We start from the raw sequence: 23,060 nt of genomic DNA, 5'->3' as shown, positions 1-23,060 counted from the left end.
CACACGTCGGACGGCAGGGCTCCGGATCAATCCCGACGCCCTGCGTCCAGCTTGAACACGCTCACCACCTGCGCGAGCCGTGCGGCTTGATCGCGTAGTTCTGCGGCGGCCTGTTCTGCGTTGCCGACAATCGCGGCGTTCTGCTGGGTCGCTTCGCCGATCTGCGTAACGGCGATATTCACCTGTTCGATGCCGCCCGACTGCTCGCGCGACGCGACGCTAATTTCACCCATGATCGCGCGCACCTGGCCGACCCGTTCAACGATGCCATGCATCGTCGCGCTCGCCTCTTCGGCGATCTTGAAGCCACTTTGAACCCGCGCGGTCGATTCGCCGATCAGCGCTTCGATTTCCTTCACGGCAGCAGCGCTGCGTTGAGCAAGTGCACGCACTTCGGATGCGACCACTGCGAATCCCCGGCCGTGTTCGCCGGCGCGCGCGGCTTCGACCGCTGCATTCAGCGCGAGGATATTGGTCTGAAACGCAATGCCCTCGATCACGCTGGTGATGTCGGATATTTTCTGCGAAGAGCGCGTGATGTCGCCCATCGTCGAGACGACGCGTTCCACTGCGCGGCCGCCTTCCAGTGCTGCTTCAGAGGCGCTCGTCACGAGTGTATTGGCCTGTGCGGCGTGGTCCGCGTTCTGCTGGACGTTCGACGTCATCTGTTCCATGCTCGCGGCAGTCTCTTCGAGGCTGCTCGCCTGCACGGCGATGCGCGAGGCGATATCGCCGCTGTCGGTGGCGATCTTCGCGGTGCCTTGCGTCATGTCGGACGACGCATTGCGCACCTGGACCACAATGCGCGCGATGCCCTCGCCGATGCCGTCTATCGCCAGCATCAAGCGTCCGATCTCATCGGCGCGGGCGCTGTTCCCATCCACGAGCCGCACGCTCAGATCGCCCGCGGCAAGACGCTCGGACGCCTTGGCGGCTTCCTCGATCGGACGACTTACCAGACGCCGCACGGCGATCAGGAAAGCCACGGCGAACGCGACGACCAGCGCGAGGCCAATCAGCAGGAAGCGGTTACGGGTCGCTTTGACCTCGGCCATCACTTCATCGCGCGGTGCAATCCCACCCACCAGCCAGTGCCATTCCGGCACCGTGGCAAACGACACATATTTGTCTTGCGCCGAGCTCTCGCCGAGTGTCGCGTCGGCCGAGCGGTATTCGAGCTGGCCTTGCTGCATGTCGAGCATCTGCTTGTACGGTGCGGTGGTGTCGTCGGCGAGCTGGCCGGCGGCGGCCGGATGCACGAGTAACTTGCCGCGGTCCGCACCGTTCGACGCGTCGAGCACGAAGTAATAGCCGCTGTCGCCGATCTTGAGCTGACGGATGCCGTCTTGAACCGACTGGATCTGCGCGCCCACGTCCACGCCGACGAAGAACGCGCCGATCACCTTGCCGCTGGCGTCCGTGATGGGCCGGTACTGCGTGATGTAACGCTTGCCGAACAGCGTGGCGAGACCGGTGAAGGTTCTGCCTGCAACGATCAGACCGTAGGCCGGGCCTTTACGGTCGAGCAGCGTGCCGATGGCCCGGCTGCCGTCCTGCTTCTTCAGCGACGTGGTGACGCGCACGAAGTCGTCGCCGGTGCGCGCGAATACGGTGGCGATGGCGCCGCTGCTTTGCAGGAATTGGTCGGGGATCGAGAAGTCCATATTGAGGACTTTGTCGCCGGCTTTAATGGTGGGTGTCGCGACGCCGTTGATGTCGACTTTCTGCGATTCGTCGAGCGTGTACGTGGCCGGCAGCAGACTGGCGAATAGTGTCATCGAACGGCCAACTTCGGCTGACAGACCCTGGTTGAACAGGGCGATCATTGCGGCGATCGAGCGGTCTTTCTCGGCAATACGGGCCAGCACCTGCTCGCTCACCTGTTCGCCGGCCGAGCGGGTCAGCGCCCACGTGAACGCGGCAAAGATCAGCGCGACCAGCGTGCACGAAAGCATGGCGAGCCTGGCCCCGACGCTGGCGCGACGCAAAGAGAGTAGTTCCATGGGTTTCTGCGGGTAAGAAGATGAGAGGAATAGAGCGCAGCCGTGCGCCGATACAAAGTGCGCCCTTGCTCTTTTTACGGCAGATCAGGTGATTTCTTGAGGTCGAAAACGTTTGCAGCGGGGAGGGATACAACTCTGGACAGCGCAAGCTGCGGGCGCAGATGAAAAGCCCAGCCCCGACGATTTTGGAGGAGTGATTTAGTCTATGTTGACAAAATAAGGCCTATATTTAGTCAGGATAGACCAATTCTGTTTGGGCTGGAAACTTGATTAACTGTAAAATTTGGTCTATGTTGGTCAAATAACCCGCCTAATTTGTCAACATAGACCTATGCGACGCCAGAACAAGGAATTTGTCTCCCCGGACTTGAGACGCCGCTCCGAAGCGCTAGGTTCGGCAATCTCCGCGGCTCGTATTGCCCGGAACATGAGTCGACAGGACTTTTCAGAGAGGGCCAGCATCAGTCCGAGCACGCTGATGCGAATAGAGAGAGGTGACGTGTCGGTCAATTTTCTGGCGTGGCTTCAGGCCTTGGAACGAGCCGGCTTGCTTGGGCTGCTTGAGCCCTTGTCGCTTCCGCAAGCCGACGTCGTAGGGGAGTCGAAACGAAAGGCCGAGGCGCGCAAGCGGCCTCGCAGGAGCAAGGTAAAGGATGATCCGTACGACTTCTGAAGTAACGGACTGGACGAAAACTGTCTTCATCTGTCTCGACGGCGAGAGTGGGGCCGTTCCCGCCGGCCTGCTTACCATCTATGAGCAGGGTATCAGGCCCGTGCGTTCAACTTTCGTATATGGAAACCGATACCGGGAGCGCAAAAACGCGATTGCCGTCGACCCTGAAAGCCTGGCGCTGGCCGAAGCGAACCGAACAGGTAAGCCTGTCACGTTCGAACCGCCGGCGGGGCTCGCTCTCTTCGGCGCCATAAGGGACGCCGCACCCGACTCGTGGGGACGGCGCGTAATCGAAAACAGTCTCGACGCCGAACCGAATTCGCTGCCTGAGACTGACTACCTGGCCCACGCAGGCCCGCACAGAACAGGAGCGCTCGACTTTCGAGACTCGCCAACGGCCGCAGCGCAAATCGGCAAACTGCCCGACGCGAAAGACCTGAAGTATCTGCTCGATGCGTCCGCGATGATTCAGGAGGGCAGACCTGTACCGCGCAATCTCGACGTGTACTTTACGGTTGGCGCAACATTTGGTGGCGCGCGGCCTAAAGCCGTCGTGCTCGACAAGGCGCGGCAGTGGGTGGCCAAGTTCCCGGCAATCAATGACGGGTTCAACGTGCCGCTGATCGAGAAGGCAACATTGCAACTCGCGCGTCAATGCGGCCTGCGCGTGCCGGATCTCGCGCACGTGCGGCTTGCCGATGGGCGCGATGTGATGCTGATCGAACGCTTCGACCGGTTACCGTTAGCAACAGGCGGGTTCGCACGCCGTCATATGGTCAGCGCGTTGACGATGTTAAGGCTGCACGAGAGCGATACAGCGGTGGCGCGGTACGCCGATCTCGCCGAGGTTCTGAACAATCATGGTGCGAGCGGATTTGTTGCGCTCGATAAGGTCGAGCTTTTCAAGCGGATGGTGTTCAATGTGCTCGTGTCGAATGACGACGATCATTTGCGCAACCATGCATTCGTTTGGGACGGTGCAAGGAACGGGTGGCGCTTGAGTGACCTGTACGACGTAGTGCCGAAACCTCAGGTCGCCACACAACGATATCTGGTTCTTGGCGTCGGCCAGAAAGGCCGGCTCGCTACGCTCGAGAACGCGCTTTCTGCTGCCGGCCAGTTCGGTATCCTGGCCGGCGACGCTGTGGCATACATCAATGAGATCGCGAGCGTCGTGCGTGAGTGGCGAACCTGGTTCGACGAATATGGCGTGCCGCAAAGTGAATGCGACAAGGTGGCGAGCGCTTTCCGCAACCCTAAAGACATAGGGCTCGCGCACATCAAGTAGTCGTCTTTGCGCCGCGCCAGGTTCGCAACAACAGCGCATTGGTCACGACGCTCACGCTTGAAAACGCCATCGCCGCGCCTGCCAGCATGGGGTTCAGCAAGCCGAACGCGGCAAGCGGAATGCCGATCAGGTTATAGACGAACGCCCAGAACAGGTTCTGCTGAATCTTGCGCCAGGTGCGGCGCGAGATGTCGATTGCGTCGGCGACGAGTGCGGGGTCACCGCGCATCAGCGTGATACTCGCGGCATGCATGGCGACGTCTGTGCCGGTCGCCATGGCAATGCCGAGGTCCGCGGCCGCGAGGGCCGGGGCGTCATTGATGCCGTCGCCTGCCATCGCGACTATGCCGGCGGTGCGGATCTTCAGATCGCGGATCACACGCGCTTTATCCTCGGGCAACACGTGGGCGTGGAATTCGTCGATACCGAGCGCCGCCGCGACGCTGGCCGCGCTGCCCTCGTTGTCGCCGGTCAGGAGCACGCTACGGATACCCATTTGCTTGAGGCGTTCGATCGCCGCGCGTGCACTCGGCTTGATGGTGTCGCCAAAGGCGAGCAAGGCAAGCGCTTGTGCGGGCGCGGCGTTGGCGTCTTCACTGTTCGCATGGTCCGCGTAGCTCATCAGCCACGAGACAGTGTTGCCTGCGTGTTCAAGTTGTTGGGCGCGGGCGGCGAGTTCGGGTGTCAGCACGATGCCCAGTTCCTTGAGCCAGCGGCTGCTGCCGATCGCGATAATCCGGCCGTCGATCTCGGCTTCGACGCCACGTCCCGGCACAGCGCGCGCCTTGGAGGATGCTCCAAGGAGGGAGCGGCTGGAAGAGGTCGCTTCGGAGTTCGCCCCGGAGGCCACGGCCGCAAGGGCGTGGCCGGACGCGGCATCCTCGCGGCGCGTGTCTTCATAAGCCTTGACCACTGCCCGCGCAAGCGGATGATCGCTATCCCGCTGCACGGCCGCCGCCAATGCGAGCGCCTCGTCGCGCGCCGTGCCGATCGGCTCGAACGCCGTCAGCGACGGTTGTCCCACGGTCAAGGTTCCGGTCTTGTCGAACGCGACGAGGTTCACTCGATGCGCGATTTCCAGCGCTTCGGCGTCCTTGATCAGCACTCCGTGGCGCGCAGCTACACCGGTGCCCGCCATGATCGCTGCGGGCGTCGCCAGGCCCAGCGCGCACGGGCAGGCAATCACCAGCACGGCGACCGCGTTGAGGATCGCAGTTTCGACGCCCGCGCCGGCGATCAGCCAGCCGACTAGCGTGAGCAACGCAATTACCAGAATCGCAGGTACGAAAATCTCGCTTACCCGATCCACCAGCCGCTGGATCGGCGCCTTTTCGGCCTGCGCCGTTTCGACGAGGCGAATGATCCGCGCCAGCGTGGTCTCCGCGCCGATCGCCTTCGTCGTGATGGTGATCGCGCCCTCGCCGTTGATCGAGCCGGCCGTGACCGGGTCGTCCGGCTGCTTCGGCACGGGCAGGCTCTCACCGGTAATCAGCGATTCGTCAATGTGAGTCCGGCCTTCGAACACCGCGCCATCGACCGGCACCCGTTCGCCGGGTCGCACGACGACGATCATGCCGACCCGCACCTGCGCCAGCGGCAACTCATGTTCCTTCTCGCCGACGCGGATGCGTGCTCGCTCGGGCCGCAACGCGTTCAACGCGCGGATCGCGTCGGTAGTTTGACGCTTGGCGCGCGCTTCCAGCCACTTGCCGAAGCGCACGAGCGTAATCACGACCGCCGAGGCCTCGAAGTAGAGATGTGCCGCGCTGCCCGGATGGGCGACCAGTTCGTAGACGCTGATGCCGTACGCCGCCGACGTGCCGAGCGCAACCAGCAGGTCCATATTTCCCGCGCCGGCCCGCACTGCACGGTACGCAGCCCGGTAAAACCGCGCGCCGAACGCAAACTGGACGACCGTGGCGAGCGCGAACTGTAGCCATGGGGGCACCATCGCGCCGATGCCGTGCGGTGCGAAGCTGCCGCCGAATCCTTCGCCGATCATCGGCAAGACGAGCGGCAGCGTCAGCAGCGCGGAGATCACGACGGCTACGAGTTCGCGGCGGGTTCGGTCCTCGGCGCGGTGTGCGCTGGAAGTTGCCGCGGCCGCCGCGGCTTCTTCGACAATCGGTGTCGCCTGATAGCCGGCCTTGGTCACCGCGGCAATGAGCGCATCGACGCCGGTGGCCGCATCGCTCAGATTGACGGTCGCCTTTTCAGTCGCAAGATTGACCGACACGCTCGCGACGCCTGGCACTTTAGCCAGCGCCTTTTCGACCCGCGCCGAGCACGAAGCGCAGGTCATGCCGCTGATTTCGAGTTCTGCGCTGGCCTGCGTCGCGGCTTCGGGAATGGAAAGATCAGTCATGGTTTGGGCTCGGGCGGCATGTGGCCGCATCATGAGTCCCAGTATTCACCTTCCCATGATGGGAAGGTCAAGGGCTAATATCGGCCAAAATAATGACCGGGGCCAGACCGCGCGCCAAACCACATTTAAAACGCCGGTGGTGCGTTCAGCATTGCCTCGGCGACAGCCTCCTGCGCCTCGCCGCCGCCGGCCAGCAGCGCATCGACCGCGCCACGCCGGTCGCGTGCTTCCTTGTTCTGACCCAGCTTCCATTTGCCGACCAGCCGCGTAACTTCGATCTCGATTCCAACGATGGCCCCGAGCATTTGGGAAATATAGTCAGCCGGTGCGTCCCCCATCTTCCAGGGCCGCGGCTCATTGGCCTCCATCGCGCGGGTGAGCCGCGCCACAAGTCCGCGGACGAACGCTTCATCGTCGCGTACGACGATCTTGCCGTGGGCGTGAACCACCATGTAGTTGTACGTCGGCACCTGACGGTGCGCCTCGTGCTTGCTCGGATACCAGTTCGGCGAAATATAGGCGGCCGGTCCCTGGAAAATCACCAGCGTGTCCGGTTGCGAAGCCACTTCCTGCCAGACCGGGTTGGCCCGCGCCACGTGCGCCCGCAACGTGCCATGCGAACCTTCGGCCGGTGCGAATTCGAACGGCAGATGATTCGCGTCCAGACCGTTGGGACCGGTGGTCACGAGCGTGCCGAACGGCTGATCGGAGATGAGCTGATGAAGAACCTCTGGACGGTTCTCTTCGAAATGGGCAGGGACGTACATGGGCGCTCCGGGGGCGTGAAGGTGCGAGTTGTGCAAAAGGTGCGGTTGTGCCTTTGCGCTTGCTAGCTGTCAAGGATACGATACAACCCGTTGTTGTCGGGATCGAGATATGTGGCGAGTTCGCGGGGGCTTGGGAACCACGTGGGCAGAGCCGCCGCCGACCGACGCCTGTCCCTGGACCGAACGTTCTGCCACCTGAACGAATGATAAAAAATCGCCGAACACTGTTTTCGCTTCATTGGACCTGCGCTTCGTTCGCAGGCTTCGCCTTTCTCGCCGGCTGTGCCTCGACTCACACCGACGCACCCAAGCCCACCGGCTGGATCAAGGACGAGGTGGCCGACTCCTACGTGTTCGGCTACCCGCTGGTGCTGATGGAAGTGGCGCGCGATGTCGCGGTCGGCACCGATCCGGGTCAGGCGCCCCTCAATGCGCTGCGCCACGCGCAGGCGTTGCCGCCGGTCGGCTCGGCGAATCCGCCCACACCCGGTATCGACACGTTCGATTCGAGCGGCTGGCTCGACTTGAGCGCGGAACCCGTGATCCTGACGCTGCCCGATTCGCACGGCCGCTACGTCGATGCCCGCACGCTCGATATGTGGACCAACGTGGTCTGGTCGACCAGCGCCCAGATCGGTCCGCGATCCAGCGGGATCAGGGAGCAGGCGATCGCCTTTGTCGGTCCTGGCTGGCAGGGCGATTTGCCGGCGAACGTCAAACGCGTTGACGTGCCGACCCGCAACGCGTGGGTGACCGTGCGGATCCAGTCGAACGCCGGTCGCGACGTCACGGCGGTGCGCAAACTGCAGCGCGGCATGCGTCTCGTACCATTGAGCGCGTACGCGAGCGATAAGCGTTCGGCGTCGATCGCGCCGGGCGGCAACGCCGCGGCTGCTGCGGCGTTGGCGGCATCCGGATCGCCGGCCGCGCAGGTTGCCGCGCTCGACGCGAGCGGCTTTTTCAACCGGCTTGCGCAGGGGTTGCAGGACAACCCGTCCGTGCCTGACGATCCGCACGCATTGAAGATCCTCGCCGACCTGGGCGTGAAGCCTGGTGAGCCGGTCGAACTGCCGAACGCCAAGGACGTTATTACCGAGGGGATGGCCGACGGCCGTGAGCGTGTGGTGACGCCTCCGCCGAATCTGCTGAGCGTGAACGGCTGGAGCTGGTTCGGTGACGGCGTCGGCAACTACGGTCCGGATTACGCGTTACGTGCTTACGCAGCCTACGAGCAGCCGGGTATCGGCACGAAAGACGACGAAGTGCGCGCCACGGTCACGCTGGATAGCGACGGCCACGCGTTGAATGGCGCCAACCGGTATGTGATCCATTTCGCGCCGAACCAGTTGCCGCCGGTGCGCGGCTTCTGGTCGATCACGGCCTACACGAAGGAAGGCGCGCTCGGTGAAAGCGCGCCGGCACGGCTTGCCGTCGGCGATCGCAACGGCGCGCACCGCAACCGGGACGGATCGCTTGACGTGGTGGTGTCGTCGGCGCACGTGCGGGCGGCCAACTGGCTGCCGGCGCCGCGCACCGACCTTCAACTCGTGCTGCGACTCTACGCACCCAAGCCGCAAGCCACCGACGGCACCTGGCAACCGCCCACCGTCGTACGTCAATGATGACGGGGTGTGCATCGCGCCATTGCGATGCACACCTTCGCTGCTTCCGCAGCAGCGCCGTCAAATAGCCCGCAAATCAATTGTTTCCGAACCCGCAACGCGGGTTCGCAGCGTTGCAAAGATTGTCACAAACGCGTGACTAAACTTTGTGCTCGCGCGCGCCCATGCGCATCGGGTGTTTGTTTGCTTTCGGCTTACATTTCTATCCCGCCTACGTCTCACGACATATACTTGCCCGAGGCAGGACTCCAGTTATCGCGGCGGGCTTGCCGCCGCATCACCCATGACCGAGCATGGCAAGCCTCAATAAAGCAACTCTGACATCTTCCCTGCAGGCCGTGCGCGGTGTCGCGCAGGCGCGTCGTACACGCCGTATCGTGATCGGCCTGCTGATCTTCCTGGTGTTGTTCGGTCTGTTTGGCTTCTTCGCGGCGCCGCCGCTGATTCGCCATATTGCCGAGCAGCAACTCAGCAAACAGCTCGACCGGCCCGCGACCATTGGCCGGATCGCGCTCAATCCGTACACACTCAGGCTCGAAGCCGATCGCATTCATATTGGCGAGCGTGGCGGCCAGGGCGATTTCGTCGATATCTCGCGGTTGATCGTGAAGCCGTCGTGGAGCTCGCTGTTTCGCGCAGCGCCGATTGTCGATGAAGTGCAGCTCGATTCACCGCGCTTCACCATCGTTCGCTACGACGCTCAGCGCTTCAATTTCACGGATCTGATCGAGAAGTTTGCCAAGCAGCCGTCCAGGCCGGATAGCAAACCGACGCTGTTCTCTGTGTCGAACATCAGGCTCGAAAACGGCCAGATCACTTTCGATGACCGCCTGCTCGGCGTGAAGCACGTGATCGATCAGTGGAAACTCGGCATTCCGTTTATCGCCACGTTGCCGTCGAAAACCGACATCTTTGTCGAACCGCTGCTGCGCGCGCGCATTGACGGCAGCCCGCTTGCGATCGATGGCAAGACCAAGCCGTTCGCCGCGTCGCGCGAGTCGGACGTGTCGCTGCGGTTCGATGGGCTGGACGTGCCGAAGCTGCTCTCGTACTCGCCGCAGAAGTTGCCGGTGACGGTGCAGGCGGGCAAGCTCTCGACGGATCTCAAGCTCAATTTCATCATGTCGGACGACGCGCCTTCGTTACGCGTGACCGGTACCGTCGACCTGAACGATATCGACGTCCTCGATGAGAAGAAGCAGCCGTTTTTTGCCGCGCACGCGCTGCATGTCGCGGCGGCCACGCTTGAGCCGATGAAGAGCGTCTATCACTTCGACGATATCCGTCTCGACACGCCTACCGTGAATCTGGCGCGGGACAAGGACGGTGTGCTGAGCGTCGAGCGGACGTTTGCTGCGCCGCCGGCGGCAGCGGCAGCGCCTGTGTCTGCCAGCGAGGCGCAGGCAGCCAGTGCAAACCCAAGTGCGAATGCAGGTGCAGGTGCAAGTGCGCCCGCAGCGGCATCGTCGACGGCTGGCGCAGCCAAACCCGCTGCGCCGCTCGACCTTGCGATCAAGCGCTTTACGCTCAACGACGGCACGGTCAACGTTCAGGATGACGCTGCGTCGAGGCCGGTCGCGCTGGGACTGAAGAGTCTCGCGGTGTCGCTGGCGGACTTTTCGACGATGGCTAAGGCGCCGGCACGCTATACGGTGAGCACGGCATTCAAGGACAGTCCGGGTTCACTGGATGTGGCGGGCTCGCTCGGTCTGGTCACCAAAAGCGCCGATTCGAAGATCGACCTCAAGTCGCTTCCGCTGCCGATGCTGCAGCCGTATCTCGACAGCATGACCGCCGCCCAGGTGACCGACGGCGCGCTCTCCGTGACGACCAACCTCAGCGCCAACTGGGCGAAGTCGCCACCCGACATCCAGGTGGGCGCAACGCAACTGGACCTGCAATCGCTGAAACTGGCAGCGCGCGGCGACAAGGAGGCGGCGGTGGCGCTCGCGCAGGGTCACGTGGACGTCAAGCAGGTGGACGTGCCGGGTCGCAATGCGGCGGTCAATGCCGTTGACGTGACCGGTCTCGTGATCAACGCGCAGCGTATGAAGGACGGCAGCATCGACCTCGCTGCGCTGGCCGGACCGCACCAGGAGGCGCAGCAACGCACCGCGATCCACGCTGCCAAGCAGGCGCAGGAACAGGGGCCGGCGTGGCATTACACAATTGGCCAACTGAGCCTGAAGGACGCGACGGCCAACTTCACCGACAACAGCACGCCGCGTCCGGTCAAGCTCGCCATTTCGCCGCTGCAACTCAAAGTGCAGCAGATCAGTGACGATTTGAGCAAGCCTCTACCGATCGATCTGCAGGCGACGCTCAATCGCAAGGGCACGCTTGGCGTGACGGGCGACGTCACGGCGACACCGCTCAAGCTCGCGCTGAAAGTGGATGCCAACCGGCTGGATGCCGCTGCGTTCGAGCCGTACTTCGGCGGCAAGCTCAACGCGACGATCGCGAGCGCGTTGCTGAACATGAAGGGCGACGTGGCGATGTCGCAGGCATCGAAAGCGCTGAAGGCTTCGTATCGCGGCAACGCGGCGCTCGTCGACGTTCGCATGCTGGACAAGGCGACTTCGGACTCGTTCGCGGGCTGGGGATCGCTCGCGCTGACTAACCTGAAGGCGAACTACGACGAACACGGCACCGATGTCGACGCCGGACGCGTGACATTTTCGAACTTCTACGGGCGTGTGTTGCTGGATCCGCAAGGCAAGCTCAATCTGACGGATGTGGTGGCCCATGAAGGGGGCGGCACGCCGCAATCGCTGACGCGGAGCAAGAGCAAAACGGAGCCGGTGCCGTTGACGCCTGGTACCGCGCCTGAGCCCGCGGAGCCAGCTTCTGCTGGCGTGGCGGCTGTGGTGCCGGCCTCGGAGCCTGCGGTGGCTTCGGCGTCGGTGCCGGCATCCACGGTGGCGTCTGTGGGTGCGTCGGCGCCGCGCGTAGCGTCCGCGAAGGCAGCTTCGGGTGCGACGGTTGCTGCCGGCCAGGCGCAGCCACAGCCGCCCGCTAGTCCGGTTCGGCTGCACTTTGGCCAATTGGTGCTTCAACAGGGCCGCGTGACGTATACCGACAACTTCATCAAGCCGAACTTCACGGCCAACCTGGTGGGGATTCAGGGGACGATTGGCGCGTTCGGCACGCAATCGACCACGTCCGCTCCGGTGGACGTTTCCGCCAAGCTCGCGGCAAATGGTCCGCTATCGATTCGCGGCACGGTTAATCCGCTGATTGCCAAACCTGCGCTCGATTTGACCGCGAGCGCGCACGATATCGAACTGACCAACCTCACGCCGTACTCGGCTAAGTACGCTGGCTATCCGATCACGAAGGGCAAGCTCAACGTCGATCTGCACTACAAGCTCGATAACGACCAGTTGAGCGCGAACAACCACATCTTCATCGATCAACTGACGTTCGGCGATCACATCGACAATGACACAGCGACCAAGCTGCCGGTGCGCTTCGCGATTTCGCTATTGAAGAACTCGAAGGGCGAGATCGACGTGAACATTCCGGTGTCCGGCTCGTTGTCGAATCCGGAGTTCAGTATCGGCGGCCTGATCTGGCATGCGGTGTTGAATCTGCTGGAACGGGCTGTGACCGCGCCATTCTCGCTGCTTGCAAACGCGTTCGGTGGCGGAGGTGGTGAGGAAATGGGCTACGTCGAATTCGATGCCGGGTCCGCGAAGCTTTCGGACGCGGCGGAAAAGAAGCTCGACACCATTGCAAAGGCGCTGGCCGACAAGTCTTCGATCCGGATCGATGTGATCGGACGCGTCGATCCGGCTGTCGACACGCCGGCCTTGCGCACGGAGTATGTGGAGAAGCTGGTCAAGCAGGAAAAGATCAAGGACGTGGTCGGGAACGGTGAAAGCGTCGATCTGTCGACGGTCACGGTTGATCCAAAGGATTACGACAAGTACCTGACCAAGGCCTATAAGGATGCCGACTTCAAGAAGCCGCGCAATTTTGTCGGCCTCACGAAGAGCATGCCTGATGATGAGATGAAGAGCGCCCTGGCCGAACATGCGCCGATCAACGATGCCAGCCTGCGCGACCTCGCGCAGGAGCGCGCGCAGAGCGTGCAGCAGTACTTCGAAGGCAAGATCGACAGCAGCCGGGTGTTCATCGTCGCACCGAAACTCGACGCGCAAGGCATCAAGGACAAGGGCGCCACAACGCGGGTGGACTTCGGCCTGAAGTAATACTCCAATGTCGCGAGGACCGCCGGGCTGCGACGCTCGTGGCGGTCCTGCGCAATGTCAGCGCTGGTCTGCCGCTGGTGGGCGCCATTAGCTCTCTTCTTTTTCGGGCACCACTCTAAGACTCTTCCCATTCCATGCCCGTAGACGTCTCCCCATACTCCTGCTCATTACAAAACAAACGCGTTTGGACGCGGGGCACTGATGAGATTTCAGCTAACTATGGTGGCGTGTGCGCTAGCTTTAACAGGCTGCGCGAGTCGGGCCGACAGGGATCGACTGGGCATTGAAGATCCTACAGTTCTGAAGACTGGTCTTGGCACTGCACAAGATACTGCCTCGGGTGCGGTGACGCCGCAATGGCTGAACACCTACGCGCCGGTTACCCATGGTGGCGAAGCGCTTGCCGCGCTTCAGCAGCGGCTGAACAACCTACCCGCCGACAAGAACAGCTACTTTCACACCAAGGCCCAATGTTGGATCGACGCTGGACGAGCTCAGCGGGATGCGCACGATCAATGGGGTTTTGTTGAGGAAGCCATCGGTCAAGCTGCAATCATCACCTTCGGTCTGGAAAACGACACGCCGCTGTCCGCAGCCAATCCCGAGTTGCGTACTGTATCGACGGTGCGTCCGGATTTGTGGAAGATCGTCAACGTCATCAAGAGCGATCCGGTCACCGCCCGCTGCCCGGAGGCGCAAGCGCCGCTCGCCTGTGCCGAAGTCGAATTGATGCTCGCCGGTCACTACGCATGGACCCGCAATTTCTCAGCTGCCGAAAAGGCGCTCCCCGGTATTAAGGGGAATTTGCACAAATCGGCAGAAGCAGCACTGCAATGCGCACAACCATCCACACCCGCACCCGCCGCAAGCGTCGCCGCACCGGCGATTACGCTTAGAGCCGACTCGGCGTTTCGCTTCAACGGTAGCGATGTCGCCGCACTGTTGCCACGTGGCAAGACTCAGCTAAACGGGGTGGCCGCTGCCTTGCAAAAAGCGAAGGGCATTCGTCGACTGAGTATTAGCGGCTATACCGATCGTTTGGGCAGTGATGCGTACAACCAGAGGCTTTCGCTTCAACGCGCACTGACTGTGAAGGCTTATCTGGTCAAACGCGGTGTGACCTTGCCGATCACCGTCACAGGACTTGGCAAGGCCAGCCCAGTGGTGGAATGCAACCAGACCGATCATGTCGCTCTGGTGCAGTGTCTTGCGCCAAACCGGCGTGTCGAGATTGGCTTCGTGCGCAATAGCGACTGAATCGAAATACCGTTAGGAGGACAACTGTATGAGCACCATCCTGATTGTGGACGATCATCCCGCATTTCGGCTCGTTATTAAAATGCATCTCGCCAAACTGCTCGGCGTCAACGATGTCTTCGAGGCCGACAATGGGCAGACGGCCGTTGAGATAGCCCGGCAGCACTTGCCGGACCTCGCTATACTCGATTTGGACATTCCGCGTATTAATGGGCTCGATGTCATTCCAAGGCTGAAGCTGGCCCATCCGGATATCCGCGTTCTGGTGCTGTCGGGTCAAGATCCTTCAACCTTTGCGCCGCGTGCCATGCGTGCGGGAGCACAGGGTTTCGTCGGCAAATCGCAGGAGATGAAGGAAATCATGCGCGGCGTCGAAGCGGTGATGGCCGCCTATACAGTTTTTCCGATGAACATCGGGGCTACAGGAACAAGCCCAACCTTGGCTGCCGGTGAAGAGGAGGAGAAACTTGAGCTGCTCTCTGACAAGGAGTTGATGATTCTGCAAATGCTTGCGAAGGGCATGTCGAATAAAACTATTGGCGATGCGTTGTTTATTAGTAATAAAACGGTGAGTAGTCACAAAACCCGAATAATGAGCAAACTACGGGTTAAGTCATTGGTTGAACTGATCGATTTTGCGAGGCGTTGCCGCGTCTCACCAGCGCAATGAAGTCAACCGATTTGACGACGACATCATGAACCGCGCATTGCTGATGAGAGCCGATAGAGAATGGGTGCAAGCCAGCGGAATTGAAGCCATGCTCGCCCGTCTCGGATTTACAGTGTCTACCGAGCCAGAAAAAGCGTTGGCCGAGCCGCGACGCGTCCGCCTGGTGGTGGAACACCGCTTGTCCGTTGAGTTCGGCATTGCTTCAATGCCCACCGGAATTTTCCCGCTGCCTGCGGAGACCCTGCGCTTTGCGGTGGTGCCGCATCAAGCGCAAGTGGTTGGGGCGTTACCAGGCTTCCACGCCACCTTGAGCTTGCCGATTGACGAATGCGCGTTCGTCGACGCATTGGCGACGTGCCGGTATATCGCCATTTCCGCGCACGAACGCGACTCGCTCCATACCAGAATCGGGGAACTGGCCTGCGACGACCAGGCAGTTGCACGCCAGCTTGTCCGCTTGCTGATCGACACAAATGCTTCCACGCTCGCGGCGCTACGCGATGCGTTTAGCACCAGGTCTTGGGATGCCGTTGGGCGCGGCGTGCACCGCATTGCCGGATCTGCCCGCATGCTCGATTGTCCGGGCCTGCTAGCGTTGCTGTCGCGGCTCGAAGGTGCCGCGCGCGCACATCAGGTCGAGCTGGCAAGGCCGCTCTTGCAGGTGATCGTCAATACGATCGACAGTCTGGACGTTTCGCTGCAGAAACTGCTCGATGCAGCGTCAACGTTCTAACCGTATAGAACGGCTCGTTGTCTTTCTCACTCTTCCGCTCTGCCGTTTTGCCGGACCAGCAAAAAGCGGCCTTGGCTCGCATCGGTTCCAGAGTTTGAAATCGCTCCATTCGGCAAGCCGGTTACGTTACGATAGTGAAGATAACGTGCCATCACTCGTGGTACATAGTTCATCGTTTCCGCGTAGGGCGGTATTTGGCCGCCATACTTCTGCACCGCACCTTCACCGGCATTGTACGCAGCCAGCGCCAATCGCAGGTCGCCAAACTGCTGCATCAACTGGCGCAAGTAGCGCGCGCCGGCCTCGACGTTTTGCCGTGGATTGAACAGATCTAAGGCACCTTGTCGGGCGCCCGTGTCCGGCATCAACTGCATGAGCCCGGTTGCGCCCTTGCGTGACACCGCCAGCGCATTTCCACCGGATTCGACGTCGATCACCGCCATTAGCAGCGCGCTGTCCACGCCGGCGGTGCGCCCAATTTCGTCGACCATGGGGGCGAGTGCCGTTACACGGGACGCGGTAGACGAGGAGGATGCTATCGATAAGTCTGAAGGCGAGCGGCCGGGCTCCATGATCATGGACAGATGGCCCCCATCATCAGACGGTGCAACGCCTTTGACTTGAACCACAGGTTCTCGGGTTTGCGAGAGAGGCGCGCTGTCGTCGCCGTCCGTCATCCCGCCTATCACCATCACAACGCCAGCCGGTTGACGGGAGCGCAATACCGAAGAGTCGGCTGCTCGCGTGCAGACCGGCGCGCATGTAATACCCACCATCAGCATGCGGAGCAGCAGTTGATGCCACCGCGCTTTCCGCGGCAATTCGCGATGCACGGCGCGACGCCCTATCAGCGGACTGCCGTGAGCGTAATGCATTACGCTGCTTAGCCGGCGGGCCATCACAAACCCGTAGGATTCGGAGAGTCGTTGATCGCTGAATACCGCAGTGGCGACTGCATGCGGACCATCGCTTCCGAATCGAGTGAGAGCGGCCAGCGGTCCGTGGCGATGCCATCCACCAATTTGGTCCTGCAGAGCGCGTCGCCGTTTAAAGGTGCGCCATATGGATCCTGATTGGCCGGTTCGTGCGTCAGGATGCCCATCGTACCGATGCTGCCAATAACGTTGACGGCGTAGTAGATCACCTTGCTAGCGAGCGGCACATACATGTTGTAGCAGTAGTGCACGTGAATCTTGAGCAGGTTCGCATCCTGGATGTTGATGCGAGAGCCCGGCCCTAACGTAGTGGAGTCGCGATACATCAGCGAGTCATTTGGGATTTCGCTATACGTCACACCTTGGTCGGGATAGAAGCGTGGCTGCGAAAAATCCTGTATCGCCGCCTCAGTGGGACTGATGACAGTAATTACCGCAAAATTGCTCGCGTCGATCTGAGCGGCGGCGAGTGCTGCATCGACGCCGTCAGCATCGGCGTGGCGTGCGTAGATGGGTGTAAGACCGCGAGCAAGACCCGCGCGCATGGCCTTCATGGAACCGTTGTTTACTGCGCCTTCACGCGCGGCCTCCAGCACTGCGACGTCCAGTGTCGACTTCGCCTGATAAAGCAGCACGAACTGGATAATAGCGAAGCAGACGAACAGCAACGCCGGAGCGATGATGATGAACTCCACCATCGCCTGGCCCGACTGCCCTGCCCAGCGCGCACGACGGTTCAATGAAGGCCCACGTAACGGCGACTGCTGCAGCATGCCTTGTCGATCACACATACTCATGCGGTCGCCTCAAAAGCAAGAGAAGCCCCGACGGAAAGTCCATGCAGTCGGGCGGCACCACCCGACATCTCAAGGGTTTGGGTTGCACGCAGGTTAAGCAACATACGCCGCTTCGGCACGTCATGATGAATCGCAACAATGCGCTCATGCCGGTCGAGAAACAGCACATCAATGCTGAATTCCATCCCAAACGTATGAACCGAGCGGCATCGCTTGAGAAGCAGCGCTTCATCCGGAGGCAAGTGGTCACGGCCAAGCAGGCCGCGCATGCGCTCATGCGTCGTTTCCGTCACGAAGACCGTGACGCTGGTCTTCTGTCCGCAAACATGCAGGCGGGTCAGTTTCATAGCAGACCTTCCTGCACGAATTTCATCACAATCGGGAATCCCAGCACGATGAAGGTGATTGGGAAGATAAAAAACAAGAGTGGAAACACGAGTTTCACCGGCGCTTCCATGGCCTGCTTTTCAGCCCGTTGAAAGCGTTCACTGCGGCGTTGCTCAGATTGAAATCGTAGCGATTTCGCCAGACCCGAACCCATCCGCTCGGCCTGAACAATTGCGCCGACGAAGTTCGTCACTTCCTTGATACGAAGCCGGTCGTCGAACCGGCGAAGCGATTCAGAGCGATTCAGGCCGGACTTCAGGTCGCGCAGCACGTGCTCGAACTCCCAACGCAACGGTCCCTCAGGTCCTTTCTCAACGGCCTTTTGCAGCGCACCGTTGATATTAAGACCGGCCTCGACCCCAAGGGTGAGGAAGTCAAGATAGATTGGCAAGTGCTTCAGGATTTGCGCCACACGGCGGCGCCGGACGTTCCGTGTCCAGATACGCGGATAAAAGTAGCCGAGCGTGGCCATCCCGACCAGCACCAAAAACGAGAACATGCCGAGCGCCAGCATGAGCAGGACGGAGATCAGCGCCGCCAGAATCGAGACGATGATGGACAACGCAAGAAACTGTCGCGCGTTCATCAGGAACGTGAGCGAGGTTAGGCGCAACTGCAGTTCGGTCTTTTCGATGAGCTTCGCGCTGAACCGATCGCCGAAGTGGTACACGACGAAGTTGACCAGCGGCCATACCATCCGCAGCGACTTTGGTAGCGGATCGAGGAAGGTACGATCTTCTGGCGGTATCGAACCGGTCAAACCGGTGATCGACTTGTAGCCAATCGCGATGAAGGCGATCAAGCCGATACTGATAACAAAAGCAATAACTAGCAGCATAGGTCACACGTCGATGTTGGTGATCTTGGTGATCGACTTGTAGCCGAGAAATTCCATGATGGAGATAACAGCCAGCGTGGCCCACCCGACGGGTTGGTTGAACAGTGGTGCCATTGCCTTTGGCTCCATGAAACGCAGAACCAGCATGAGGAACAATGGCAGACAGGTCATCACAATGCCCTGCATTCGCCCCTGCGATGTCAACGCCTTGATCTTGCCCTCCATCTGCAGTTTTTCACGCAACGTGCGAGCGACGGACTCCAACGCCTCGGCCAGATTTCCGCCCACTTCCCGCGCGATGGAAACAGCGGCTGTGACCATCATGAAATCGGGTACAGGAATGCGCTTCTCGACGTTGCGCATGGCGACGTCCAGATCGATCCCAAGGCGGATTTCCCGCATCAGCAGGTCGAATTCCTGGGAGATCGGCGCGGCGGCTTCGTGGACCACGGCCTCTAGCGCTGTCGGAAAACTCGCGCCCGCGCGCAGTGCGCCGGAAAGCATCAGGAGTGCATCAGGCAATTGCTTCTCGAGCGTATCGATGCGCTTTTTGCGCATGTGCGCTAGGTACTTCTTGGGCAACGTCAACGCGATCGGAACCGTTGCCAGCGCAATGATGATGCTATGGCTTAGCAGGAGCGCAAGAATGGGCAACCCCACGATAGCGACCATGCTCCACGCGGCCATTTTCTGCCGGTTCACGAACACGAAGGCATCGGCGAGCGACGACTCGATTTCACCGACCATCTGGCGTGACCCGGCTTTGACCGTGGACGTACCCATCCGGGCGACTATCCAGATGAGAAAGATGATGCCGAAAAACGCCAGCCCGAGAATGATGGAGAGACTCATGACCGACCTCTCATTCCACGCCGGTAAAGATGTCGGTGTTGACCGGAATACGTCTGCGAATCAACTCCTGATAGAAATCGGGAATATACGCAGTCGGAACAAATTTGCCTTGAATCTTGCCGTTTTCTCCGAAACCCTCTTCCCGGAAGACGAACACATCCTGTAGCGTGATGACGCCCGACTCCATGCCACTCACTTCTGTGATGTGCGTGACGCGGCGCGAACCGCAGGAGAAGCGGGACTGCTGGACGATGATGTCGATCGCCGAGCAGATCTGTTCGCGAATCGCCTGTGCCGGCAGATCGAGCCCAGCCATAAGCGTCATCACTTCGAGGCGAGCAATGCAGTCACGAGGAGTATTGGCGTGAGCCGTAGTCAACGATCCATCGTGACCGGTGTTCATTGCTTGCAGCATGTCCAATGCTTCCCCGCCCCGGCATTCGCCGATGACGATCCGGTCAGGACGCATGCGCAGGCAGTTCTTCACGAGGTCACGGATGGGCACCGCGCCCTTGCCCTCCATGTTGGCGGGACGGGCTTCGAGTGATACGAGATTCGGTTGGGACAACTGCAGTTCCGCCGCGTCCTCGACGGTGACGATGCGCTCGTTATCGGGAATGTAGTTCGAGAGGACGTTCAGCAACGTCGTCTTACCCGAGCCTGTGCCGCCGGAGATGATGATATTGGCGCCTTGCTCGACAGCAGTGTGCAAGAACTCGAGCATATCTGGCGACATAGAGCCGAATTTGATCAGATCCTCACCTCCCAGCTTTTGCCTGGAGAATTTCCGGATGGTGATGCTCGGGCCTTTCAGTGCGAGCGGTGGGATCACGGCGTTCACACGCGAGCCGTCCGCGAGACGGGCGTCGACCATCGGCGAGCTTTCGTCGATACGGCGGCCAATAGGCGCCACGATCCGTTCGATTGCACCGATTACGGCACGGTCATCGGTGAAGATCACGGGCGATCGGGTCAACTGCCCAGCTTGCTCGATAAAGATTTCGTTGTGGCAATTAACCATGATTTCGGAAATCGACGGATCTGCGATGAGCTCTTCGAGCGGACCCAGGCCAATGACTTCGTCAAACACGCTTTTCTTCAGAATCTCTAGCGGAATATCCTTCGTGTGAAAGGTCGGATCGTGGGCGAAGATGTCGTCGAGTGCCGAACTGACGGTCTTGCGCAATTCTCCGTCTTCCATGCGCGCCACGTTCAGGCGGCGCAAGTCGAGCGCCGCGATGACTTTCATGTGCGCCTGTTTGCGCAATTCAATACCAACCGTGCTGTTGATCGGTGCGACGGGCATGGGTTCGGTCGCCGACTTTCTGACGCGCGCTGACGGTGTGCGCGCGGACATTGCCGCAGCATGTGCACCCTCGCGAGCAGCCGGCGAATGGACGACGAACGGGTCCGGGTGGGCCGGTGTGCCCGGCTGGGTTGCGTGGAGTTGCGGTTCTGGGGTCGTTGCGTTGTGGGACGACAGGAGATCGTGCACTGTGTTCGCCGGTATCGAGAGCGCCGGATCAGGTGCAAACGGCGCCATCGTGGGCGGCGAGTGGTGCAGCGCGGCGTGGCCGCCATAACTGGCCTGTGGCGCGCCGAGAGCCGCTTGCGCCGCCATGACCGGTTGCATAGCTTGCGCGGTGACAGCGGCACGGACGATCTTGATCGTCGTGTTGCCAATCTCGATCTGGTCGACTTCGCTCAGCGGACCGTATCGCGTGACAGGCGATCCATTGACGAGCGTCGCAGCAATGCCACCTTGGTCCTCGATGTAATAGGCGTTACTTTCCCTGACGATACGAGCCTGCGTCTTGCCGACAAGCATCCCCTTCACCACGATATCGCAACTGGCATCTTTGCCGATCGTACAACCGAGATCGATCTGGAACGTGCGGACCGGCGCATTGCGCGCGTGTGCTTGTAGATTGAGCATTTTGAGTCTCCGGATCGTCCGGTTAATTGCCTGAGCTACCGAGCACGCCGACCTGTTGCGGAGGGACTTTGCCGTTGGTCGCCGGTTGGGTGCCGTTCGGGACGCTAGCTGGGGAACCCGGTGGATGTTGAGCGGCGCTCAACATGCGTAACGCCTCGGCGACGCCTGCGGGCGGTACGCCTGTTGTGACTGGAGCCGGAGCCGGAGCGGGAGTTGGAGTGGGCGCCGGAGCCGCGGTCGTGGCCGGTGCCTTTTGAGTTGGCGTGCTGCTTGCCGGGAAAGAATGCGTAGCGGGGACGGGGGCAACAACCGCGTCGGTGCTGCGGACCGGCGCGGGAAGGAGCGCAGACGTAGGCTCGATGGCCTGACGCGGTGCGGGCATATGCGAGGCCTCCTCCTTATCTGCGATCAACGGATTCGGATTGCCATACTCCTTGCGATACCGCTGATCTACATTGTCAGCGCGCGCGAGAAGATCTGCATTTGGACTCAGTTCCGGGTCCGAAATAACTGGCGTGACGAAAATCACCAGATCGCTTTTCTTCGCGCGGAAGCTGTCCGAGCGGAACAGATGGCCGATGATCGGCAACTGGCCGAGGAACGGCATGCCGTTGCTGTCATTGACCGCGTCCGAACTGACGAGACCCGAGATGGCGAGTGTTTCGCCTGCACGCATCGAAATATCGGAGGTCGTGCTGCGGGTCAAAAATCCAGGCATGCCGGCGTAGGTCACCGTAGGATCGATCTGGCTAATTTCGGTTGTCAGATGCGCGGAGATAACGTTATTCGTATCGACGACGGGAATGATGCTCAGCTTGACACCGTACGGCTTGTACTCGACATTGGTGGTGCCGAGTGCGCCGGATTGCGGAATGGGGACTTCCCCGCCCGCGAGAAAACTTGCGGTACCGCCGCTCTTGGTGTTCAGTTCGGGCGCTGCGAGGAGATAGGCATCGCCATTGTCGACGGCGAAGTTAATCTGCGAGGTGATATTGGAGGCGAGACCGGCGAGGAAGTAAGTGGTTCCCGCCGTGACGGCCTTTGCGGCGCCGGTCGCAACGCTGGTCGCTCCGCCTACTTGCGGCCCATTGAAGCTGCTGTCCCATGCGATGCCAAGGTTCTTCTGCGCATTTCGGGTGACCTCCATGATCTGCACCTTGAAGTGGATGGTCTTCTTGAGCGCGTCCCCTTCATCGACCGTCGTGGTATCGATCACGTTCTTCATGTCTTGCGTTGCCGCCTTGACGATCGACACCATATCGCGATGGACGACGCCCGACAGCACGATGTTCGAACCAATCGCGTCGATGCGTAACCCCGTCACCGATTTCAGCACGGCACGCAACTGCTCCATCGACGCATTCACTTCAGCTTTCGCGATACGCACGGTGGTTTGCAGCGCGATGCCCTTTTCGTTCCAGACGACGAGCGACGTGACGCCATCTTGTTCGCCAAGCAACATCAGACTACCGTCGACCACATTGGCGGTAATCAGTTTGCCGTTGCCAATCGCGATACGCTTGATGGTGCCGGGCAGATGCAAAATGCGCACCTCGCCGCGGAACATTTCGAGCACACGGCTGTTGGCGGCCGCGGTGTCGTTGACGGACGATAGAGCAGCCTGTGCAAGCGCCGCGGGCGCGGCATTGCACAAGAGGAGGCCGATGAGAACGGATGGCAGAACCCGGTGGCGCAACACCGACGCGTTGTTGTTGACTTTCAT

At 60.9% G+C, this 23,060-nt stretch carries 17 protein-coding genes; 7 read left to right on the top strand and 10 right to left on the bottom strand.

The window, feature by feature from the left end; genetic code table 11:
- Nucleotides 1-26 precede the first annotated feature (26 nt).
- Nucleotides 27-2,003, bottom strand: coding sequence for a methyl-accepting chemotaxis protein (locus BUS06_RS22525; RefSeq protein ID WP_074266648.1), 1,977 nt, complete (start codon nt 2,001-2,003; stop codon nt 27-29).
- A 331-nt stretch (nt 2,004-2,334) separates the two neighbouring features.
- Between BUS06_RS22525 and BUS06_RS38685 the strand changes: the two genes are divergently transcribed.
- Nucleotides 2,335-2,676: a helix-turn-helix domain-containing protein gene (locus BUS06_RS38685; RefSeq protein WP_143787632.1), complete on the top strand. Its 342-nt coding sequence runs from the start codon at nt 2,335-2,337 to the stop codon at nt 2,674-2,676.
- Nucleotides 2,657-3,964 (top strand): type II toxin-antitoxin system HipA family toxin, encoded by a 1,308-nt coding sequence (locus BUS06_RS22515; protein WP_074266646.1) that lies wholly within the window; start codon nt 2,657-2,659, stop codon nt 3,962-3,964. The genes BUS06_RS38685 and BUS06_RS22515 overlap by 20 nt, the downstream gene beginning before the upstream one ends.
- Here BUS06_RS22515 and BUS06_RS22510 read toward each other — a convergent pair.
- Both BUS06_RS22510 and BUS06_RS22505 read right to left on the bottom strand, forming a co-directional pair.
- Nucleotides 3,957-6,329, bottom strand: a complete 2,373-nt coding sequence (locus BUS06_RS22510) for a heavy metal translocating P-type ATPase (protein ID WP_254368935.1) — start codon at nt 6,327-6,329, stop codon at nt 3,957-3,959. The genes BUS06_RS22515 and BUS06_RS22510 overlap by 8 nt on opposite strands.
- Nucleotides 6,330-6,454: 125 nt before the next feature.
- Nucleotides 6,455-7,096, bottom strand: a complete 642-nt coding sequence (locus BUS06_RS22505) for an FMN-binding negative transcriptional regulator (RefSeq protein ID WP_074266645.1) — start codon at nt 7,094-7,096, stop codon at nt 6,455-6,457.
- A 203-nt stretch (nt 7,097-7,299) separates the two neighbouring features.
- On the opposite strand from BUS06_RS22505, the gene BUS06_RS22500 reads away from it, so the two are divergent.
- The 5 genes from BUS06_RS22500 to BUS06_RS37175 all read left to right on the top strand — a co-directional run bounded on the left by BUS06_RS22500 (nt 7,300) and on the right by BUS06_RS37175 (nt 15,592).
- Nucleotides 7,300-8,718: a DUF1254 domain-containing protein gene (locus BUS06_RS22500; protein WP_074266644.1), complete on the top strand. Its 1,419-nt coding sequence runs from the start codon at nt 7,300-7,302 to the stop codon at nt 8,716-8,718.
- Between the two features lie 293 nt (nt 8,719-9,011).
- On the top strand, nt 9,012-12,932 hold the full coding sequence (locus BUS06_RS22495; protein WP_074266643.1) for a DUF748 domain-containing protein: 3,921 nt from the start codon (nt 9,012-9,014) through the stop codon (nt 12,930-12,932).
- Nucleotides 12,933-13,151: 219 nt separating this feature from the next.
- Entirely contained in the window at nt 13,152-14,189 is a 1,038-nt protein-coding gene (locus BUS06_RS22490) for an OmpA family protein (protein WP_367946965.1), read from the top strand.
- Nucleotides 14,190-14,217: 28 nt separating this feature from the next.
- Entirely contained in the window at nt 14,218-14,859 is a 642-nt protein-coding gene (locus tag BUS06_RS22485; protein ID WP_074266641.1) for a response regulator transcription factor, read from the top strand.
- A 25-nt stretch (nt 14,860-14,884) separates the two neighbouring features.
- A complete protein-coding gene (locus tag BUS06_RS37175; RefSeq protein ID WP_083611556.1) occupies nt 14,885-15,592 on the top strand; it encodes an Hpt domain-containing protein in 708 nt (235 codons plus the stop codon).
- A gap of 26 nt (nt 15,593-15,618) precedes the next feature.
- Here BUS06_RS37175 and BUS06_RS38680 read toward each other — a convergent pair whose 3' ends face one another.
- The 7 genes from BUS06_RS38680 to BUS06_RS22445 all read right to left on the bottom strand — a co-directional run bounded on the left by BUS06_RS38680 (nt 15,619) and on the right by BUS06_RS22445 (nt 23,060).
- Complete coding sequence (locus tag BUS06_RS38680) at nt 15,619-16,083, bottom strand: lytic transglycosylase domain-containing protein (RefSeq protein WP_367946964.1); 465 nt, start codon at nt 16,081-16,083, stop codon at nt 15,619-15,621.
- A gap of 407 nt (nt 16,084-16,490) precedes the next feature.
- Entirely contained in the window at nt 16,491-17,318 is an 828-nt protein-coding gene (locus tag BUS06_RS22470; RefSeq protein WP_438803564.1) for a TadE/TadG family type IV pilus assembly protein, read from the bottom strand.
- A gap of 2 nt (nt 17,319-17,320) precedes the next feature.
- Nucleotides 17,321-17,671, bottom strand: coding sequence for a DUF192 domain-containing protein (locus BUS06_RS22465; RefSeq protein WP_074266639.1), 351 nt, complete (start codon nt 17,669-17,671; stop codon nt 17,321-17,323).
- Nucleotides 17,668-18,549: a type II secretion system F family protein gene (locus BUS06_RS22460; RefSeq protein WP_074266638.1), complete on the bottom strand. Its 882-nt coding sequence runs from the start codon at nt 18,547-18,549 to the stop codon at nt 17,668-17,670. The genes BUS06_RS22465 and BUS06_RS22460 overlap by 4 nt, the downstream gene beginning before the upstream one ends.
- Before the next feature lie 3 nt (nt 18,550-18,552).
- The gene (locus BUS06_RS22455; RefSeq protein WP_074266637.1) at nt 18,553-19,401 is read right to left on the bottom strand and encodes a type II secretion system F family protein; all 849 of its coding nucleotides are present in this window, start codon (nt 19,399-19,401) and stop codon (nt 18,553-18,555) included.
- A gap of 10 nt (nt 19,402-19,411) precedes the next feature.
- Nucleotides 19,412-21,337 (bottom strand): TadA family conjugal transfer-associated ATPase, encoded by a 1,926-nt coding sequence (locus tag BUS06_RS22450; RefSeq protein WP_074266636.1) that lies wholly within the window; start codon nt 21,335-21,337, stop codon nt 19,412-19,414.
- A gap of 22 nt (nt 21,338-21,359) precedes the next feature.
- Nucleotides 21,360-23,060 (bottom strand): type II and III secretion system protein family protein, encoded by a 1,701-nt coding sequence (locus tag BUS06_RS22445; RefSeq protein WP_074266635.1) that lies wholly within the window; start codon nt 23,058-23,060, stop codon nt 21,360-21,362.

Origin of the sequence: Paraburkholderia phenazinium, from assembly GCF_900141745.1 — a bacterium.
GTDB classification, from domain to species: domain Bacteria; phylum Pseudomonadota; class Gammaproteobacteria; order Burkholderiales; family Burkholderiaceae; genus Paraburkholderia; species Paraburkholderia phenazinium_B.
Note: the sequence above shows the minus strand (reverse complement) of the source record. Positions and strands in the feature narration are given on the sequence as shown.

Coding starts and splice junctions, on each gene's coding strand:
- BUS06_RS22485 (WP_074266641.1), top strand. CDS start 14,218: ATGAGCACCATCCTGATTGTGGACGATCATCCCGCATTTCGGCTCGTT.
- BUS06_RS22460 (WP_074266638.1), bottom strand. CDS start 18,549: ATGCTGCTAGTTATTGCTTTTGTTATCAGTATCGGCTTGATCGCCTTC.
- BUS06_RS22445 (WP_074266635.1), bottom strand. CDS start 23,060: ATGAAAGTCAACAACAACGCGTCGGTGTTGCGCCACCGGGTTCTGCCA.
- BUS06_RS22470 (WP_438803564.1), bottom strand. CDS start 17,318: ATGTGTGATCGACAAGGCATGCTGCAGCAGTCGCCGTTACGTGGGCCT.
- BUS06_RS38685 (WP_143787632.1), top strand. CDS start 2,335: ATGCGACGCCAGAACAAGGAATTTGTCTCCCCGGACTTGAGACGCCGC.
- BUS06_RS22505 (WP_074266645.1), bottom strand. CDS start 7,096: ATGTACGTCCCTGCCCATTTCGAAGAGAACCGTCCAGAGGTTCTTCAT.
- BUS06_RS22515 (WP_074266646.1), top strand. CDS start 2,657: ATGATCCGTACGACTTCTGAAGTAACGGACTGGACGAAAACTGTCTTC.
- BUS06_RS22465 (WP_074266639.1), bottom strand. CDS start 17,671: ATGAAACTGACCCGCCTGCATGTTTGCGGACAGAAGACCAGCGTCACG.
- BUS06_RS22495 (WP_074266643.1), top strand. CDS start 9,012: ATGGCAAGCCTCAATAAAGCAACTCTGACATCTTCCCTGCAGGCCGTG.
- BUS06_RS22490 (WP_367946965.1), top strand. CDS start 13,152: ATGGTGGCGTGTGCGCTAGCTTTAACAGGCTGCGCGAGTCGGGCCGAC.
- BUS06_RS22525 (WP_074266648.1), bottom strand. CDS start 2,003: ATGGAACTACTCTCTTTGCGTCGCGCCAGCGTCGGGGCCAGGCTCGCC.
- BUS06_RS38680 (WP_367946964.1), bottom strand. CDS start 16,083: ATGGTCGACGAAATTGGGCGCACCGCCGGCGTGGACAGCGCGCTGCTA.
- BUS06_RS22500 (WP_074266644.1), top strand. CDS start 7,300: ATGATAAAAAATCGCCGAACACTGTTTTCGCTTCATTGGACCTGCGCT.
- BUS06_RS37175 (WP_083611556.1), top strand. CDS start 14,885: ATGAACCGCGCATTGCTGATGAGAGCCGATAGAGAATGGGTGCAAGCC.
- BUS06_RS22510 (WP_254368935.1), bottom strand. CDS start 6,329: ATGACTGATCTTTCCATTCCCGAAGCCGCGACGCAGGCCAGCGCAGAA.
- BUS06_RS22450 (WP_074266636.1), bottom strand. CDS start 21,337: ATGCTCAATCTACAAGCACACGCGCGCAATGCGCCGGTCCGCACGTTC.
- BUS06_RS22455 (WP_074266637.1), bottom strand. CDS start 19,401: ATGAGTCTCTCCATCATTCTCGGGCTGGCGTTTTTCGGCATCATCTTT.